Below are 15747 nucleotides of genomic sequence, written 5' to 3' on the forward strand. Positions count from 1 at the left end.
AGAAAAGGGGACGTGTATTACGCCCCTTTTGACTTCATCTTTAATTTCAATCTACGACCAAGTTTACGCTGTATCTTTTCTAAAGCTTCCCCGCCAAATACTCTTTCTAGTACTCCTGTGCGGATTGCTAAAAGTCCGTAAGTAAGGCCACCAATCCCTGCACAAACTGCAACGGTAATAAGTGCACCAAATCGGGTCTCAGGTGAAATCACAAAGGATAGAAGTCCTTGTGATAGTTTTACGACAACGACCATCACAATTGTTAATATTGCAATTTGGAATGTTCGTTTATATACAACACCGAATGAATAGTGTGCATGTTTTCGAATTTGTTTATTCGTATATAAAATAGAAGCTAAGAATCCAATACCTGTTGCTAAAACAGCTCCAATTGTACCGAAGTAACGGATTAAAATCACATTACATAAAAACTTCAAAACAACGCCCATGCCAAGCGCAATAATCGCATGTTTTTGTTGGTTAATCCCTTGTAAGATTGCCGCAGTCACTGTAAATAAAGCAAATAATAACGCAACTGGTGCATACCACATAAGGATTTGTCCACCTAATGGATCCTTTTCATAAAACGCTGTATAAATTGGATACGCAAGCGTAGAAATACCAACTACCGCTGGTAATGTTAAAAACATATTTGCCTGGAATGTTTGCGTAATTTGTAATTTTAAATAACGAAATTGTTTTTCTGTAAATGATTTTGTGATTGCTGGAACAAGCGTTAAACTAAACGCCGTTGCAAGCGACACAGGAATCATAATTAACTTATGCGTCCACATCGTAAAAATACCAAGTGCTCTCTCTGCAATATCCCCTTGTCCAATCGCTTGCATAATAGAGTTAAATGTTAATGTATCAATTTGTTGATATAAAGGAATTGTTAATCCAATGACAACATAAGGAATTGCATATGCAAATAATTCTTTAAATAATTGAAGTGTACTTACTGTTGATTCTGGTACAGTTTGTTCAATTAAATATTGATCGAGATGTTTTTTACGTTTTAACCAGTACCAAATCAACACACCCAGCGCTCCCACAGCTGAAACAAATGCTGCAAAAGTTGCCACTCCAACAGCGGTTGCTACCGAGCCACCTATCACTTTAATAACAATAAAACTACCCGCTAGTAAAAAGACAATGCGGATAATTTGTTCAATAATTTGTGAAACTGTCGTCGGTCCCATTGATTGATGACCTTGGAAGAAACCACGAATTAAACTTGCTGCAGGTACAACAATAAGCGCAAAACTTACGAGACGAATAATCATTGTAACGTCTTCTATATTATTGTGTACACTTTGTTTCCCGAGCATTGCGTGTGCAAATAATGGCGCAGTCATGTAAAGCACTAGGAAAGAAAGAATCCCTGTTGCAATCATCATAACCATTCCCGAACGGAACATTCTCCGACTCGTTTTATAATCTCCAAGTGCATTATATTTGGAAACAAACTTTGAAACAGCAAGCGGCACTCCCGCCGTTGCAATACTTAAAAAGATTGTATATGGAATGTATCCATACGTATAGAGCGTTCCGCCTTCTGTGCCAACTAATGCATGAAATGGAAAGACGTAAATCATGCCTAAGAACTTAACTAAAAAAGTTCCTAACGTCACAATAAGCGTTCCGCGCAGAAATTTTGAATCGGACATAGATGATCCTCCTACATATATAACGCTGAACTCTAACCTTTGTATTGTACCACAATTTTTCAGAGAAACAGTACCTCACTGAATTTTTCTTTTCTACGAAAACATGCTATTCTTTTAGGCAGGAAATGTAGAAAATGAGGTCGATATACTATGCATTATGATGTGATTGTCATCGGGGGCGGCCCTTCAGGATTAATGGCCGCAATCGGTGCTGCGGAAGAAGGCGCGCGTGTCTTGCTTCTTGATAAAGGAAATAAATTAGGACGTAAACTTGCAATTTCTGGCGGCGGGCGCTGTAATGTCACAAACCGTTTACCACTTGATGAAATTGTAAAACATATACCAGGAAACGGTCGCTTTTTATACAGCGCTTTCTCTATTTTTAATAATGAAGATATTATTACATTCTTCGAAAAGCTTGGCGTAAAGCTAAAAGAAGAAGACCATGGCCGCATGTTCCCTGTATCTAATAAAGCGCAATCTGTTGTTGATGCGTTATTAATACGTCTAAAAGAACTCGGTGTTAAGGTGCGTACAAATACACCCGTTGAAACTGTTGAATATGAAAACGGACAAACGAAAGCCGTTGTACTCCAAACAGGTGAAGTGCTTGAAACAAATCATGTGGTAGTTGCTGTTGGCGGGAAATCTGTTCCTCATACTGGCTCAACTGGAGATGGTTACGCTTGGGCTGAAAAAGCTGGGCATACAATTACTGAGCTTTTCCCAACAGAGGTACCAATTACTTCAAATGAACCATTTATCCGTGACCGTACACTGCAGGGTCTTGCTTTACGCGCTGTAAACTTAAGCGTATTAAATCCCAAAGGCAAAGTTGTCATTTCTCATAAAATGGACATGCTCTTTACCCACTTTGGCATTTCTGGTCCAGCTGCTCTTCGCTGTAGCCAATTCGTTGTAAAAACGATGAAAAAATTTAAAATGCGTGCGGTCGAAATGAGCATCGATGCACTACCAGAAGAAAGTAGTGAACAGCTCTTCCAGCGCATGATGAAACAAATGAAAGAAGAACCGAAAAAAGGAATCAAAAATGTGTTAAAAGGATATGTTCCTGAACGTTATTTCCTATTCTTATTAGAAAGAAACGGAATTGACGGTAGCGAACAAGCTGGGCAAGTTTCTCACGAAAAGATTCGCGCACTTGTGAAAGACTTTAAAGAATTCAAAGTAACAGTAAACGGTACACAGCCACTTGAAAAAGCTTTCGTAACAGGCGGCGGCGTTTCTGTTAAAGAAATTTACCCGAAAGAAATGGCTTCTAAATTAATGAATGGCTTATACTTCTGCGGAGAAGTTCTTGATATTCATGGCTATACAGGCGGCTATAATATTACTTCCGCTCTTGTGACAGGCCGGATTGCCGGAACAACTGCTGGGCAGAATGCAAACGTGCAGTACTAAAAAAGAGACAAGAGGGGATTTTTTCCACTCCTGTTTCTTTTTTGTTGCCTTATGTAGCTTAGTAGCTTTATATTTTATATTGTTGAATATTATAAAGGGGAAAACATATGAGAAAAAAAGTCATGATATCTTTAATGTTAATGACGTTTCTTTCCGCTGTGGAAGGAACGATTGTTAGTACAGCAATCCCTCGTATAACGAGTGATTTATCAGGCGTTGAACTTGTTAGCTGGGTATATGCGATTTATATGCTCGCAACTGCAGTCTCGACTCCAATCTACGGAAAACTAGCCGATTTATTCGGACGTAAAAAAGTACTGCTCATCGGCGCAGCCATCTTTTTAATCGGTTCTGCACTATGCGGAATCGTGACATCGATGGAACAATTAATCTTCTTTCGCGCTCTTCAAGGTATAGGTGCCGGCGCTGTTATGCCAATTACAATGACGATTATCGGAGACTTATATAGTGAAGCGAAAGACCGTGCAAAAGCACAAGGCTGGATGAGTGCTGTTTGGGGCGTTTCAGGTGTTGTTGGACCGCTAGTAGGTGGATTTTTAGTTGATTCTCTTTCTTGGCGCTACATCTTTTTCTTAAACGTTCCATTTGGAATTCTTGCTTGTGCGATGATTGCAATTTCTTACAAAGAGTCAATCAAACCAGCAAAACACCATATCGATTATCCTGGTGCAATCATCTTCTCACTAAGTACAATCGCGTTACTCTATGCACTCTTAACAGGAAGCAGTAAGCAAAACTGGGGCGACATTACAATTATAGGTCTTTTAATCTTTGCGGCTGTTTCATTCCTTATTTTCTTATTCGTTGAGAGAAAATCCCCGGAACCATTAATTCCGTTAACACTTTTCTCTAATCGTACGTTATCAACTGTAAACATCCTAACATTGATTGCTGGCGCCATGATTATTAGTATTACAATGTACCTTCCAATTTGGAGCCAAGGTGTATTAGGAAAAAATGCAACAGAAGCAGGACTTATTCTTATGCCAATTCCTGTTATGTGGACATTCGGTGCAATTTTCTCTGGGAATTTAGTTGGTAAGTTACAAACGAAACAAATCATTTTACTTGGAGCTAGCATTTTATCAGTCGCTACCTTCTTATTATTCACATTATCAATTCATTCACCAGCATTTCTAATTTATGTTGCTGTTGGACTATTCGGCCTAGGAATGGGGCTTATTACACCAATTTATATGGTAACCATACAAGCAGCTGTTCCTGCACATACACGCGGTACAGCAGTCGGCTTAAACACATTTATTAATACATTTAGCCAAACATTAGGTGCCGCTATCTTCGGAACAATCTTTAATACGATGATTCATAAACAAGGAATACAAAACGTGGACCTTATCTCAGGCGGGCACGGCACAGCAAATGTCGTAACAAAATCACAAGAAGCATTAGCTTCTAGTGTCCATGTTATTTATATGAGTACATTTGCGCTCGCACTTCTTACACTATTTATCGGTTGGCTTCTATTAAAGCCTAGCAGTCAGACGGCTGAACATTAAAAAAAAGGATGATCGCATATAACGATCATCCTTTTCTATTTATCAAGCGTTCATATTTCACAACACTTATTCCTCATTTTCCACCACATATTTCAGCATGGACAATTTATTGTTCCAAAACTGTTCATAATAGGAAAGCCATTCTTGTAATTCAGCTAACGGCTCAGGTTGCAACCTATATATCTTTTCTCTCCCAACTTTTCTTCCGCTTACTAATTTCGCTTCTGAAAGAATGTGAAGGTGTTTCGCTACAGCTGTACGACTCATTGGAAAGTGATCTGTTATTTTAGAAATTGGTAATTCTTTTTCTGTTAATAACCGGAGTACTTCTCTACGGGTTGGATCAGCAATTGCTTGAAAGACATCATATTTCGCTGCTGATGAGGACACTTATCCTTCAACAACCCTTTTCAGTTTTTCATTTACAATCGCTACCCAGCCGCCTGCCATTCTACCCTGAATAACAGAACTTTTCTCGTTTGCTTTCGGAAGAATTGTATCAGGCTGCTTCCATCCACCATGAATAAGAGTAAACTCCGTTTTATCCCCTAAATCTTTCAAAATAAATGAAACGATCCAACCATCTGTATCCCATGAAAAAGATAAACGATAAGGCTCATCAATTTCTAACACCTTGCATGGAGATGGTCCAAAAGGTGATTGTACATGAAACTCATGTCCTACCTTCGGCTCAAAGTCATTTGGCATAAACCAAGACGTAATCCCTTCTGAAGTTGATACTACATTCCATACTTTTTGAATAGGCGCTTCAAAAATAACTGTTTGTTTAATATCTTGTAATGTATTTTGCTGATCCATACTATTTCTCCTTTATATAGGCTGTTACAATGTAACACCTTTTGGTTTCGCTTTATAATATAACACCTTTTAGTTTCACGTCAAGAGATCTCCATTTGCCTGTTGAGAAATTCTCAACATTTTTTCAACAGGACAAACACCAGTGAAACAAGTTCCAGCTAGAAAAGAAAAACTGGCCCTACAATCCATTATGAACACTTTACCAATCCATATAATGTCTACTTAAAACATAAAAAAGAGCTGGATCCCCAGCTCTTTTTATGTTTTATAGACTACCATCGCCGAGAAACAATAAATTTGATTTTCATCGTCATTAATCGATACACCAACTTGATATTTAATATCTACAAACTGTTCATCATCCAGCTTCTTCAAAAACACATTTACGGAATCTTCTAAGTCCTTTTCATGACTTTCATCAAACACCTTAACGCGGATCATGTTAACACCATCCTAGATCACAGCTCTCCGCCGCTCGATTATTGCCACGGTGCGTATCTATGATGCGATAAAACTTACCATCTTCATATATATATCCGTCTTCTAATACATATTGCTTATCTTCAGTATAGACATAAAACTTACCTATCATAAATTTACTTGTATATAATTCTAAATAATTTGATTTAAATCTTGCTACTACCCTATTCGTAATATCAATTTTAATTGTGCGCCCCACCTTCTCTCCCTCCTTTAAAAAGAACGGATTTAGGTATATTGTATTAACGATTTTGCATTTTATGATTAAAAATGAGTGGATATGCCTCTTATTTTTACGAACAATTATCTTTTACAAAAAACACCCTGAAAATCGCCACAAAACTTATTGACTCGAATGTCATTTTTATGATATTATATAAAATTTGACATATTTATACATATGTGTTATCATTAAGAGTAGTTACCACATATGGAGGTGGATGATTTGTTTCAAATTGGTGATAAGATTGTTTACCCTATGCATGGAGCAGGAATAGTCGAAGCAATTGAGGATAAAGAAGTGTTAGGACAAACACGTCAGTACTGTGTAATACACATGGTTATTAGTGATATGCAAGTGATGATTCCTGTGGATAAAGTTAAAAGTTCAGGTATACGTTTTGTTGTTGACAAAGATACATTAAACGATGTATTAGTTGATGTTCATAATGGCGAACCTGACCACTCACTCTCATGGAAACAAAGATACAATATAAACATGGAGAAGATGAAAAACGGGAATCTCCTAGACGGCGCTGAAGTTGTTCGTGATTTAATTCACCGCAATAAAGAAAGAGCGTTAAATGCAAGTGAGAAGCAAATGTTAGACAACGCGCGCAGAATTTTAGTTAGTGAAGTTGCACTTGTGCAAGATCTTTCAGAAAATCAAGCAACTGATTTCCTTCAAGATACAATCAATCATTAATATACAAATTTAAAATAGCATTCGGCTATTTTTTTTTGCCTAAACAAGAAAAAGATGTCTACTTACAGACATCTTTTTCTTGTATTATTTACCATTTAACATCACTAACAACTTCTCTTGACTGTACATCCACACTGTAATAATTAAACATGCAAGCGCCACTTCTGACAGTGCCATAAATCCAATTGCATAATGACCTGTTAGTTGGAATAGTAACGTTAATATTAATGGCGGGAAAAATCCTCCTAAACCCCCTAAAGCTGCGACAAGTCCATTTACAACCCCTGCTTGCTCAGAAAAGTACATTGGTACTAGTTTGAAGATTGTTCCATTTCCAATTCCAGCGCAGAATGCGACTAGTAAGCAACCAAATGTATATACGTTCATACTTGGCATAAACGATAAAATAATTCCAGATAATGTGAGACCAATAAATACGAAGATTAAAATTTTAAATGGATTAAATTTATCACCGAGCCAACCACCAATTGGGCGCATAATCGTTGCCAATACGATGAATCCAGCTGTCCGCATACCTGCATCTACTTTTTCAAGTCCGAAATGAGATACTAGGAAATTCGGTAAGTATACTGTAAATGCAACGAATGAGCCAAAAGTTAAGAAATAGAAAATACATAAGAACCAAAGTTTTTCATTTTTGTATACACCTTTTAACTGTTCCATTAATGGTGTGTTCACTTTTCTCTCATTACGATCACCTAGTAAAAAATTCAGAAGTGCGAAAATAGCAAGTAAGATTAAAAAGGATTGGACAGTTCCTCTCCATCCAAATGAAGTCGCAATAACAGGTGCTAAGAAAGATGTAACTGCTGTCCCTGCATTTCCTACACCGTAAATACCATTTACAAAACCGTGACGCTCTTTTGGATAATACTTCGGCAAGGACGTTACCCCTACAGAGAATACAGCTCCGCCAATCCCTGCAAATAAACCGCCAATAATTAAATCCATCATCGAATTCGCAATACTAATATAAAAGACAGGGAATAGTAAAATAATAAAGCTTATAAAGAATAATTTTCTCGCTCCGTAACGATTGGTCCAATAACCAATTGGTATTCGAAGCACCGATCCTAAAATAACGGGTACTGCTGTAACAAGGGAAATTTGTCCTGCTGTTAACGCAATGTCTGCTTTAATAAATGGCATTAGCGAAGATAAAATCACCCATACCATAAAGCCAATAATAAGATTAGAAGTTTGTAAACCTAACTGAAAATTCGGACTTTTCATCCTTTCCGCCTCCTATATTGTTCAATATTTCACAATATGTGTTAATTCCCTCCAGTCTAATCACGTACTTCCGTGATTAGACTGGAAAAAATCAACCACCGCTCACTGGCGGAATCAATGCGACAACATCACCAGATTGTATTTTGTCATCTTCATTTGCATATTCCTCATTGATAGCAACCATAATTTGCTCTGAAACTGCGATATGATGTTCTTTTGCAATCATATCCTTTAATTCTGCAACGGTAATATTTTCACAGTCCATTTTTAGCTCGTTTGTTCCGGCTTCTTCTTGTAAATGCGCAAATAATAATACTTGAATCATTTTCTCATCTCCTTTCCAGGTTCTCCATTTGGATAAGGCGTTTTTTCTAATTGATCACCAATCCATGAATCGCCATCTTCCCAAAACTCTTTTTTCCAAATCGGAACAATTTGTTTAATGCGTTCCATGATGTATTCATTCGCTTCATACGCAGCTTTCCGGTGCGGTGTTGATACAGCAACAACAACGGCGATATCCGAAATTTGAAGTGTGCCGATGCGATGTGTAACCGCAACGTGTGTCCCAAGCCACTTCTCTTTCACTTCATCTCCAATTTTTGCAAGCATTTTTTCAGCCATTGTCTTATAGGCTGCGTACTCTAAATATAACGTACGGCGCCCTTTCGTAAATTCTCTTACAGTACCAGTGAAAGTTGTCACAGCACCACATTCACGGCGAATGACTTTATTTGTAACCTCTTCAATTGAAATTGGTGTATCTACTACTTCATAATACCTATGTGTCATCTTGCACCCCTTACTGTTTGTACGAGCCATTTCATATAAGTTTCTTCCTCTGTTATATGGAAAGTTTTATATGTTTCTCGTAAACCTTCTATGGCGTCATTCCAGGTGATAACCGCCATCACATTTTCTACTTGATTTAATAAAGAAATATCCTCAATTGAACGAAGCAAAACTACCTTTGGATAATTTTCTGTTTTATATCCTTCAATTAAAATAAGATCTATTTCAAAAAACTCATATAATCGAATGATTTCCTGCAAAGACCACTTATCCCGAAGAGAAGAAAGTGATAGTAATCCAGCTCCTTCTACACTGCTAACAATCGCACCCGCTTGCCTATGACGTTCACTATCCTTTTGCGGTACCTCAGGATAGCCCCCATGTCCGTGATGCTTAATTGTGGCAACTTTCATACCTTCATGTGAAAAAGCTTCAATCAATTTCTCAGTGAGCGTCGTTTTGCCGCTATTTTGATAGCCGACTATTTGTAAGATTGGAGCGGTTCTGCCCACGGCCACTCACTTCCTTGGCTTGATTCTAGTAATAACACTGAAACTATCATTCCAGCTTCAAATCCTCTTGTTCCTCCTGGTAGTACAATTAAAGCGTTGCTTTCCGCAAGAGAAGAAATTGCGCTTGATTTGTCGAGTCCTACTGGCATAGCTTGTAGCTGGCCATTCATAAACTCTGCCTTTCCCCTTACAAATCGTGTAAACGGATTTGCCTTTGGAAAATCTTTCTGTAATACGGCATCTGTACGATATGCATGTGGTTCTTTCGCATGAAGGAATGTTTGCATAACCGGATGAACAAGTAATTCAAATCCGACATAACAAGCGGCCGGGTTACCGGATAACCCAAACAACAGCTTCCCAGTTACTTCAGCTACAGTCGTTACACTCCCTGGTCGCATCGCAATTTTATTAAAAAGAACATTGGCATTTAATTTTTCATAAATCTCAGGCAAGTAATCATAATCACCTACCGAAACACCGCCCGTTGTAATCAATATATCCACTTCATCCAGTGCCGCTTTTACAGCTTCATAGCAAACCTCTAAATCGTCAGCAAGTTGCCCATAATATTTGACTTTCCCGCCAGCTTTAGTAATTTGAGCTGCAATCATATAAGAATTACTATTTCTAATTTTTCCTGGCTGAAGTGGTTCATGTACTTCTAACAATTCACTTCCAGTTGTTATAATCCCAACTACAGGCTGTTTTATCACGTTTACTGAACTATAGCCAAATGTAGCTAAAAGCGCCGCTACACCAGGGTTAATCTTCGTGCCTTTTTTCACAAGTATTTGATTTTGTTTTACATCTTCACCTTTAAATGAAACATTATCACCAGCTTGAAAAGAACGTTTTAACTTCATATATGTTTTTCCGTTTCTTTCAAATCCTTCTGTCAGCTCCAACATAACAACTGCGTCGCAATCTTTTGGAATCGCTGCCCCGGTCATAATCCGAACTGCCTCGAAGCTCTTTACTTCATCTGTAAAAACAGAACCAGCTCCGATTTCTCCTATCACTTCAAACTCAATCGAATGATTTTGACTCGCCTCTTTCGTATCTTCTGCTCGAATCGCAAATCCGTCATAGGGAGAACGATCAAAATGAGGGACATCATGATCTGCTACAACATCTTCTCCAAGAATTTTCCCGTAGCTTTCGGTAATAGAAACTTTTTCTGTTTCACCTTGCTCAGCATACCTCATCACCCTCGCTACTGCTTCAGCAACTGGAATTGGTACTCGTTTTTCTAACATTGTTTTCACCCCATATTTGCAAAATATCACATCTTGATTACACTTTATATTGTACAATGCTAATCATAATAGCAATTACTTCAAGGAGGAATCCCATGTCTTCATTCACTCACTTTAATGACCAAGGCCGTGCAAAAATGGTCGATATTAGCGATAAAAAAGTAACAGTGCGAACAGCAATTGCTCGTTCTAGCATCTTAGTTACAAAAGAAATTTATGATAAAATCTCCCGTAATGAAATTGGTAAAGGCGATGTATTAGCCGTCGCACAAATTGCTGGTATTATGGCTGCAAAACGCACTTCTGATATTATTCCGATGTGCCACCCTTTACTTCTAAAAGGAGTAGATGTCTCCTTCGACTGGGAAACAGCGAAAGAACAATATCGTCTGCTTATTGAAGTAAAGGTCAAAACAGAAGGTAGTACTGGCGTTGAAATGGAAGCTTTAACAGCAGCTTCTGCGACCGCTCTTACTGTGTATGATATGTGTAAAGCTGTTGATAAAGGTATGATTATCGGCGAGACATATTTACTTGAAAAAACAGGCGGGAAGAGTGGAGACTACGCGAGAAATCCACATTCCTAATCCTTTGAACCTAAAGGTTTTCCTTTAGGTTCATCCTATATATCTTGCATATAATCCCTTCGCCACCGTCGTATCATTCGTTCCGTGAATAAACGCTCTACCATCTGTAAATAGCACAAAACGATATTCATCAATCAGAAACGATAATAAGTACGGTGTCATTTGTACATCCACACTTTTTTGTAAGCGCTTTTTAATTTCTTCTAGGTTAAGAATTTGTGGCACTCCCGGACGGATTTGCACCGTATTTCGTCCACATAATACTTCGGTTTTCATTTGCGATTCAAACGCTATACTTGGATACGTGCGCAGTTTTCCACAAGATAAACACGTATCTTTTTTCTGTCTATTTACTTTAAACGCCATATACTGATTGTTCCAAAGATCAAATGACAGCATCGTTTCACGAAGCGCTCCAAAATCTTCTACCAATATTTTAAGTGCCTCTGTCACTTGATGACTGGAAACTATTTGTACAGCTGGCTGTATAATTCCAGCCGTATCACATGTCACGCCGCTTGATGGATGCTCCATCAAACAACGGAAACACGGTGTTTTCCCCGGAATAATTGTATATGTGACGCCGTAGCTTCCAACGCATCCTCCGTATATCCAAGGAATATTGTATTTTTGTGAAATATCATTAATGAGAAGACGTGTTTCAAAATTATCAGTCGCGTCTAATATTAAATCTACATTCTGAATGAGCTCTTTCATTTCTTGCACCGCTACATCCGTTACAACCGGTACGATTTCTACTTCAGAATTAATCTGCCTTAAACGTTCAGCCGCTGCAACTGCTTTTGGCTTATACTCTTTTGCATCTGCTTCTGTATATAACTGTTGCCTTTGTAAGTTGCTCCACTCAACATAATCGCGGTCTGCAATCGTCAGTTTTCCAATTCCCGCCCTCACAATCGCCTCTGCATTTGCTGCTCCTAGTGCACCGGCACCAATAATGAGTACATGCTTTTCTCTTATTTTCCTTTGTCCTGTCCCGCCAATTCCCGAGAACAATATTTGTCTTGAATAACGCTCCTGCACGCTGCATCCCCCTTTCTTATCCTCCGATATAAGACATTTCAATTTTCGGACGATTATTTGCACTTTCTTCAGTCCGCTCATCAGAATACCGATCTGTCCGGTATTCCCATACAGCTTTCACTGCCTCTAATAAATCGGAATCAGAAATTCCTGTTCGAAGGAGCGTCCGTAAATCCTTTCCTTTCGTTGCAAATAAACACGTATAAAATTTCCCCTCTGCCGAAATCCGTGCTCTTGTACAAGAAGAACAGAAAGATTCAGAAACTGAGGTAATGAATCCAACTTCCGCATCACTTCCGGCATAACGATAGCGCTTCGCAACCTCTCCAAAATAATGAGGTTCTGCAGGTTCAATCGGATATACCTTGCTAATCTTTTCAATCAATTCTTGTTTCGTAATGACCTGTTCAAAATTCCATCCGTTCGTACTGCCAACGTCCATAAACTCGATAAAGCGAAGCGGAATTCCCTGCTCTTTAAAATAAGAGGCCATCGGAAGAATTTGACTATCATTCATTCCTTTTTTCACAACCATATTCACTTTCACATCAAGTCCAGCTTCTTTTGCTGCTGCAATCCCTTTTAGCACAGGTTTTGTACTAATATTCCGGCCGTTAATTTTGCGAAATACCTCGTCCTCTATCGCATCTAAACTAACATTCACTCGGTGTAATCCCGCTTCCTTTAACGCCTTTGCTTGTTTTGTTAAATGAATACCATTTGTTGTAAGTCCAATATCCGTTAAACCTTCAAGCTTCACAAGCCGTTCAATAAGCTTTGGTAAATCTTTTCTGAGCAGCGGTTCACCGCCTGTTAATCTAATTTTCTTTACACCTAGGTTTACAAATAATTTTGCTAATCGTTCAATCTCATCAAATGTAAGCAAAAATTCTTCTTGCAAAAATGCATAATCAGGTCCGAATACTTCAGCTGGCATACAATATGTACAACGAAAATTACAACGATCAATGACAGAGATGCGTAAATCTTGAAGTGGACGCCCTAAAGAATCTGTAATCTTCTCGTGCATCGTCACCCCTCCTTTTCTGCTAAATTCTATCTGTCTTCATTCTATTATAATATATTTTTAAACTGCGATGTTTTTGCTTAAGCTCTTTATTCATTTTCTATGTTTTTTAGTTGCCTCCATCATAGAAAAGAAGAAGAAGGTACGTTGTGATATTTCTCACATCGCCTTCTTCATTCAAAAATTCTTCACAAATTCGTTCAAATTTTATTCACATTTCAGATACAATTACTTTATTTGTGTACGATATTCTTCTCCCCACTCACGCATAAGAGTAATAATTGGTGTAAGAGATTTTCCGAATTTCGTTAAAGAATACTCCACTTTTGGTGGAACTTCTTTATATACCTCACGGTGAATGACACCTGCAGCCTCGAGCTCTCTAAGCTGCCTTGTTAACATGCGTTGTGTAATACCAGGCATCAATCTTAAAAATTGATTAAAGCGTATCTCTTCAGCATTCATCAAATGAAACAAAATAACACCTTTCCATTTTCCACCGATTACATCAAGCGTTACTTCTACTGAACAACGATTTATATGTTTCTGTTCCATATTTTCACTCTCCATTAGTATACAAATTGATACTATATGCTAAAAATGTGCGTACTTACATCATTCATTGTACTATTGTAGAATCGATTTTGTAATCAACTTACTATAAAAAAGTAAATTAAAAAAGGTGGTTGTTTAAATGAAACCTACAAAAGAAGAAATTTTAAAAGCGTATCAATTTAGACATGCATGTAAAGAATTTGATGTGAATAAAAAAATCTCTGATGAGGATTTTCATTTTATTTTAGAAACTGGTCGTCTTTCTCCAAGTTCATTCGGCTTCGAGCCTTGGAGATTTGTTGTCACTCAAAACCAAGAATTGCGCAACAAACTACTCCCTGTAGCATGGGGTGCACAAAAACAATTACCAACAGCAAGTCACTTTGTCATTATATTAGCTCGTAAAAAAGAAGAGATGATTTATAACTCATCCTATATTTCTAACTTTATGAAAAACATTCAACACCTCCCTGAAGAAGTGATAACGATGAAACGTGGTTTTTATAAAGAATTTCAAGAGTCTGATTTTCAATTACTAGAAAGCGACCGTGCCATGTTTGATTGGGCTTCTAGACAAACCTATATCGCTCTCGGAAATATGATGACTGCCGCTGCCCAAATCGGCATTGATTCTTGTCCTATTGAAGGGTTCAATAAAGAAAAAGTAGAAGCTGTTTTAAAGGAAGAAGGTATTCTTTCAGATGAATCATTCGGTGTTTCTGTTCTAGTTGCTTTCGGTTATCGCGCAGAAGAACCGAAACATGATAAAACTCGTCAATCAATGGATACGATTGTTGAATGGATTAAGTAATGTAAAAGAGTGTCTACAAAAGACACTCTTTTTTCCGCATGAAAAGCAAACTTGTTCACAGCTAAAAATCACTTTATCACTTATAAATAAAAAGAAATTTCTTGCATTTTCACCATGTTTACATCCACAATAAGAAGTAGACTGCTTTAAAAAGAAAGGTGATTGCTGTGACAAACCGTACGGCATTATCAAACGATTTAAAAGAACTCCTTGCATCTGTTGAATATAAAGCACAGATTAATAAAGGACATTATATTTTCCAAGAAGGCGTGGAAGCGAAAGAACTCTATATTATTCACTCTGGAAAAGTACAAATTAGTAAAATTAGCGCTGATGGCCAAGAGTTAACACTTCGCATTTGTTCGAAACACGATATTATTGGAGAATTAACATTATTCACGGAGAATGCAAAATATTTATTGAATTCGAAATGCCTCGAGGATGTTGAGGTTGGCGTCATTAAACGGGATGCTTTAGAAAAGGCATTGCTTCAAAAACCTGCTCTCGCATTTGAATTTATGAAATGGATTAGTGAACATTTACGAAGAATGCAAACAAAATTTCGTGATTTAGTGTTACATGGAAAAAAAGGAGCTCTTTACTCCACACTTATTCGCATGACAAACAGTTATGGCATATTAAAAGAGAATGGCATTCTTATCGATCTACCTTTAACAAACCAAGAGCTTGCGAATTTCTGTGCAACCTCACGTGAAAGTGTAAACCGTATGTTAAATGATTTAAAAAAACAAGGAATTATTTCTATTCATAAGGGAAAGATTACGATTCATAATTTGCAATTTTTAAAATATGAAATTGCTTGTGAAGATTGTTCTGCCTCTATTTGTAGTATTGAGTAGCCTCTCTATTTGAGATGCTACTCTTTTTTCTTTCTCCTTGATTCTACAAAAAAACTACATTTTGTGATGTGTAAAATATCACACCTTTCCCATAAAATGTTACGAATCTGATTTTTTGACAATCTGTTGAACTGTGATAGATATCACATCTCTATTTTGCACGCTCTCTTATAGTGAAAATAAGCAAGAGAG

General features: G+C 37.6%; 19 protein-coding genes. 6 read left to right on the forward strand and 13 right to left on the reverse strand.

Features of this window, described 5'->3' with window-relative positions:
- Nucleotides 1-17: 17 nt before the first annotated feature.
- Nucleotides 18-1670, reverse strand: coding sequence for a putative polysaccharide biosynthesis protein (locus tag BLV40_RS05865; RefSeq protein WP_090688001.1), 1653 nt, complete (start codon nucleotides 1668-1670; stop codon nucleotides 18-20).
- A 150-nt stretch (nucleotides 1671-1820) separates the two neighbouring features.
- Here BLV40_RS05865 and BLV40_RS05870 point away from each other — a divergent pair, with 150 nt between their 5' ends.
- Entirely contained in the window at nucleotides 1821-3092 is a 1272-nt protein-coding gene (locus tag BLV40_RS05870) for a BaiN/RdsA family NAD(P)/FAD-dependent oxidoreductase (RefSeq protein WP_090688004.1), read from the forward strand.
- A 107-nt stretch (nucleotides 3093-3199) separates the two neighbouring features.
- The gene (locus BLV40_RS05875) at nucleotides 3200-4630 is read left to right on the forward strand and encodes an MDR family MFS transporter (protein ID WP_090688007.1); all 1431 of its coding nucleotides are present in this window, start codon (nucleotides 3200-3202) and stop codon (nucleotides 4628-4630) included.
- Nucleotides 4631-4696: 66 nt separating this feature from the next.
- Here BLV40_RS05875 and BLV40_RS05880 read toward each other — a convergent pair whose 3' ends face one another.
- The 4 genes from BLV40_RS05880 to BLV40_RS05895 form a co-directional block, all read right to left on the reverse strand.
- Entirely contained in the window at nucleotides 4697-5020 is a 324-nt protein-coding gene (locus tag BLV40_RS05880) for an ArsR/SmtB family transcription factor (protein ID WP_090688010.1), read from the reverse strand.
- Nucleotides 5021-5449, reverse strand: a complete 429-nt coding sequence (locus BLV40_RS05885; protein WP_090688013.1) for an SRPBCC family protein — start codon at nucleotides 5447-5449, stop codon at nucleotides 5021-5023.
- A 258-nt stretch (nucleotides 5450-5707) separates the two neighbouring features.
- Nucleotides 5708-5890, reverse strand: coding sequence for a sporulation protein Cse60 (locus BLV40_RS05890; protein WP_026593741.1), 183 nt, complete (start codon nucleotides 5888-5890; stop codon nucleotides 5708-5710).
- Between the two features lies 1 nt (nucleotide 5891).
- Nucleotides 5892-6128: a DUF2553 family protein gene (locus BLV40_RS05895; protein ID WP_090688015.1), complete on the reverse strand. Its 237-nt coding sequence runs from the start codon at nucleotides 6126-6128 to the stop codon at nucleotides 5892-5894.
- Between the two features lie 231 nt (nucleotides 6129-6359).
- Between BLV40_RS05895 and BLV40_RS05900 the strand changes: the two genes are divergently transcribed.
- Entirely contained in the window at nucleotides 6360-6854 is a 495-nt protein-coding gene (locus BLV40_RS05900) for a CarD family transcriptional regulator (protein ID WP_170833606.1), read from the forward strand.
- An 84-nt stretch (nucleotides 6855-6938) separates the two neighbouring features.
- Here the strand turns inward: BLV40_RS05900 and BLV40_RS05905 are convergent, their stop codons facing one another.
- The 5 genes from BLV40_RS05905 to glp all read right to left on the reverse strand — a co-directional run bounded on the left by BLV40_RS05905 (nucleotide 6939) and on the right by glp (nucleotide 10671).
- Nucleotides 6939-8108, reverse strand: coding sequence for a nitrate/nitrite transporter (locus tag BLV40_RS05905; protein WP_090688018.1), 1170 nt, complete (start codon nucleotides 8106-8108; stop codon nucleotides 6939-6941).
- 91 nt (nucleotides 8109-8199) lie between these two features.
- The gene (moaD, locus tag BLV40_RS05910; protein WP_026593745.1) at nucleotides 8200-8433 is read right to left on the reverse strand and encodes a molybdopterin converting factor subunit 1; all 234 of its coding nucleotides are present in this window, start codon (nucleotides 8431-8433) and stop codon (nucleotides 8200-8202) included.
- Nucleotides 8430-8900: a molybdenum cofactor biosynthesis protein MoaE gene (locus BLV40_RS05915; protein ID WP_026593746.1), complete on the reverse strand. Its 471-nt coding sequence runs from the start codon at nucleotides 8898-8900 to the stop codon at nucleotides 8430-8432. Before BLV40_RS05915 ends, moaD begins: the two co-directional genes overlap by 4 nt.
- Nucleotides 8897-9418 carry a molybdopterin-guanine dinucleotide biosynthesis protein B gene (gene mobB, locus BLV40_RS05920; protein ID WP_026593747.1) on the reverse strand — a complete coding sequence of 174 codons (522 nt, stop codon included), beginning with the start codon at nucleotides 9416-9418 and terminating at the stop codon, nucleotides 8897-8899. The genes BLV40_RS05915 and mobB overlap by 4 nt, the downstream gene beginning before the upstream one ends.
- A complete protein-coding gene (gene glp / locus BLV40_RS05925) occupies nucleotides 9382-10671 on the reverse strand; it encodes a molybdopterin molybdotransferase MoeA (RefSeq protein WP_026593748.1) in 1290 nt (429 codons plus the stop codon). Before glp ends, mobB begins: the two co-directional genes overlap by 37 nt.
- Before the next feature lie 95 nt (nucleotides 10672-10766).
- On the opposite strand from glp, the gene moaC reads away from it, so the two are divergent.
- Nucleotides 10767-11258 (forward strand): cyclic pyranopterin monophosphate synthase MoaC, encoded by a 492-nt coding sequence (gene moaC, locus BLV40_RS05930; protein WP_026593749.1) that lies wholly within the window; start codon nucleotides 10767-10769, stop codon nucleotides 11256-11258.
- A 30-nt stretch (nucleotides 11259-11288) separates the two neighbouring features.
- On the opposite strand, the gene BLV40_RS05935 is transcribed toward moaC, so the two are convergent.
- The 3 genes from BLV40_RS05935 to BLV40_RS05945 form a co-directional block, all read right to left on the reverse strand.
- On the reverse strand, nucleotides 11289-12302 hold the full coding sequence (locus BLV40_RS05935) for a molybdopterin-synthase adenylyltransferase MoeB (protein WP_090688019.1): 1014 nt from the start codon (nucleotides 12300-12302) through the stop codon (nucleotides 11289-11291).
- Nucleotides 12303-12318: 16 nt separating this feature from the next.
- Nucleotides 12319-13332 (reverse strand): GTP 3',8-cyclase MoaA, encoded by a 1014-nt coding sequence (gene moaA, locus BLV40_RS05940; protein WP_090688022.1) that lies wholly within the window; start codon nucleotides 13330-13332, stop codon nucleotides 12319-12321.
- 225 nt (nucleotides 13333-13557) lie between these two features.
- Entirely contained in the window at nucleotides 13558-13884 is a 327-nt protein-coding gene (locus BLV40_RS05945; RefSeq protein WP_026593752.1) for a winged helix-turn-helix transcriptional regulator, read from the reverse strand.
- 139 nt (nucleotides 13885-14023) lie between these two features.
- Between BLV40_RS05945 and BLV40_RS05950 the strand changes: the two genes are divergently transcribed.
- Nucleotides 14024-14695 (forward strand): NAD(P)H-dependent oxidoreductase, encoded by a 672-nt coding sequence (locus BLV40_RS05950; protein WP_090688025.1) that lies wholly within the window; start codon nucleotides 14024-14026, stop codon nucleotides 14693-14695.
- A gap of 167 nt (nucleotides 14696-14862) precedes the next feature.
- The gene (locus BLV40_RS05955) at nucleotides 14863-15555 is read left to right on the forward strand and encodes a Crp/Fnr family transcriptional regulator (RefSeq protein ID WP_090688027.1); all 693 of its coding nucleotides are present in this window, start codon (nucleotides 14863-14865) and stop codon (nucleotides 15553-15555) included.
- Nucleotides 15556-15747: the final 192 nt, after the last annotated feature.

The sequence above is a fragment of the Bacillus sp. 166amftsu genome (assembly GCF_900107445.1).
GTDB lineage: Bacteria > Bacillota > Bacilli > Bacillales > Bacillaceae_G > Bacillus_A > Bacillus_A arachidis.

Excerpts from the sequence above, each read along its gene's own strand:
- BLV40_RS05900 (WP_170833606.1), top strand. The coding sequence starts at position 6,360 with ATGGAGGTGGATGATTTGTTTCAAATTGGTGATAAGATTGTTTACCCT.
- BLV40_RS05950 (WP_090688025.1), top strand. The coding sequence starts at position 14,024 with ATGAAACCTACAAAAGAAGAAATTTTAAAAGCGTATCAATTTAGACAT.
- BLV40_RS05865 (WP_090688001.1), bottom strand. The coding sequence starts at position 1,670 with ATGTCCGATTCAAAATTTCTGCGCGGAACGCTTATTGTGACGTTAGGA.
- BLV40_RS05915 (WP_026593746.1), bottom strand. The coding sequence starts at position 8,900 with ATGACACATAGGTATTATGAAGTAGTAGATACACCAATTTCAATTGAA.
- BLV40_RS05875 (WP_090688007.1), top strand. The coding sequence starts at position 3,200 with ATGAGAAAAAAAGTCATGATATCTTTAATGTTAATGACGTTTCTTTCC.
- BLV40_RS05905 (WP_090688018.1), bottom strand. The coding sequence starts at position 8,108 with ATGAAAAGTCCGAATTTTCAGTTAGGTTTACAAACTTCTAATCTTATT.
- glp (WP_026593748.1), bottom strand. The coding sequence starts at position 10,671 with ATGTTAGAAAAACGAGTACCAATTCCAGTTGCTGAAGCAGTAGCGAGG.
- BLV40_RS05890 (WP_026593741.1), bottom strand. The coding sequence starts at position 5,890 with ATGATCCGCGTTAAGGTGTTTGATGAAAGTCATGAAAAGGACTTAGAA.
- BLV40_RS05945 (WP_026593752.1), bottom strand. The coding sequence starts at position 13,884 with ATGGAACAGAAACATATAAATCGTTGTTCAGTAGAAGTAACGCTTGAT.
- moaC (WP_026593749.1), top strand. The coding sequence starts at position 10,767 with ATGTCTTCATTCACTCACTTTAATGACCAAGGCCGTGCAAAAATGGTC.
- BLV40_RS05885 (WP_090688013.1), bottom strand. The coding sequence starts at position 5,449 with ATGGATCAGCAAAATACATTACAAGATATTAAACAAACAGTTATTTTT.
- moaD (WP_026593745.1), bottom strand. The coding sequence starts at position 8,433 with ATGATTCAAGTATTATTATTTGCGCATTTACAAGAAGAAGCCGGAACA.
- BLV40_RS05870 (WP_090688004.1), top strand. The coding sequence starts at position 1,821 with ATGCATTATGATGTGATTGTCATCGGGGGCGGCCCTTCAGGATTAATG.
- moaA (WP_090688022.1), bottom strand. The coding sequence starts at position 13,332 with ATGCACGAGAAGATTACAGATTCTTTAGGGCGTCCACTTCAAGATTTA.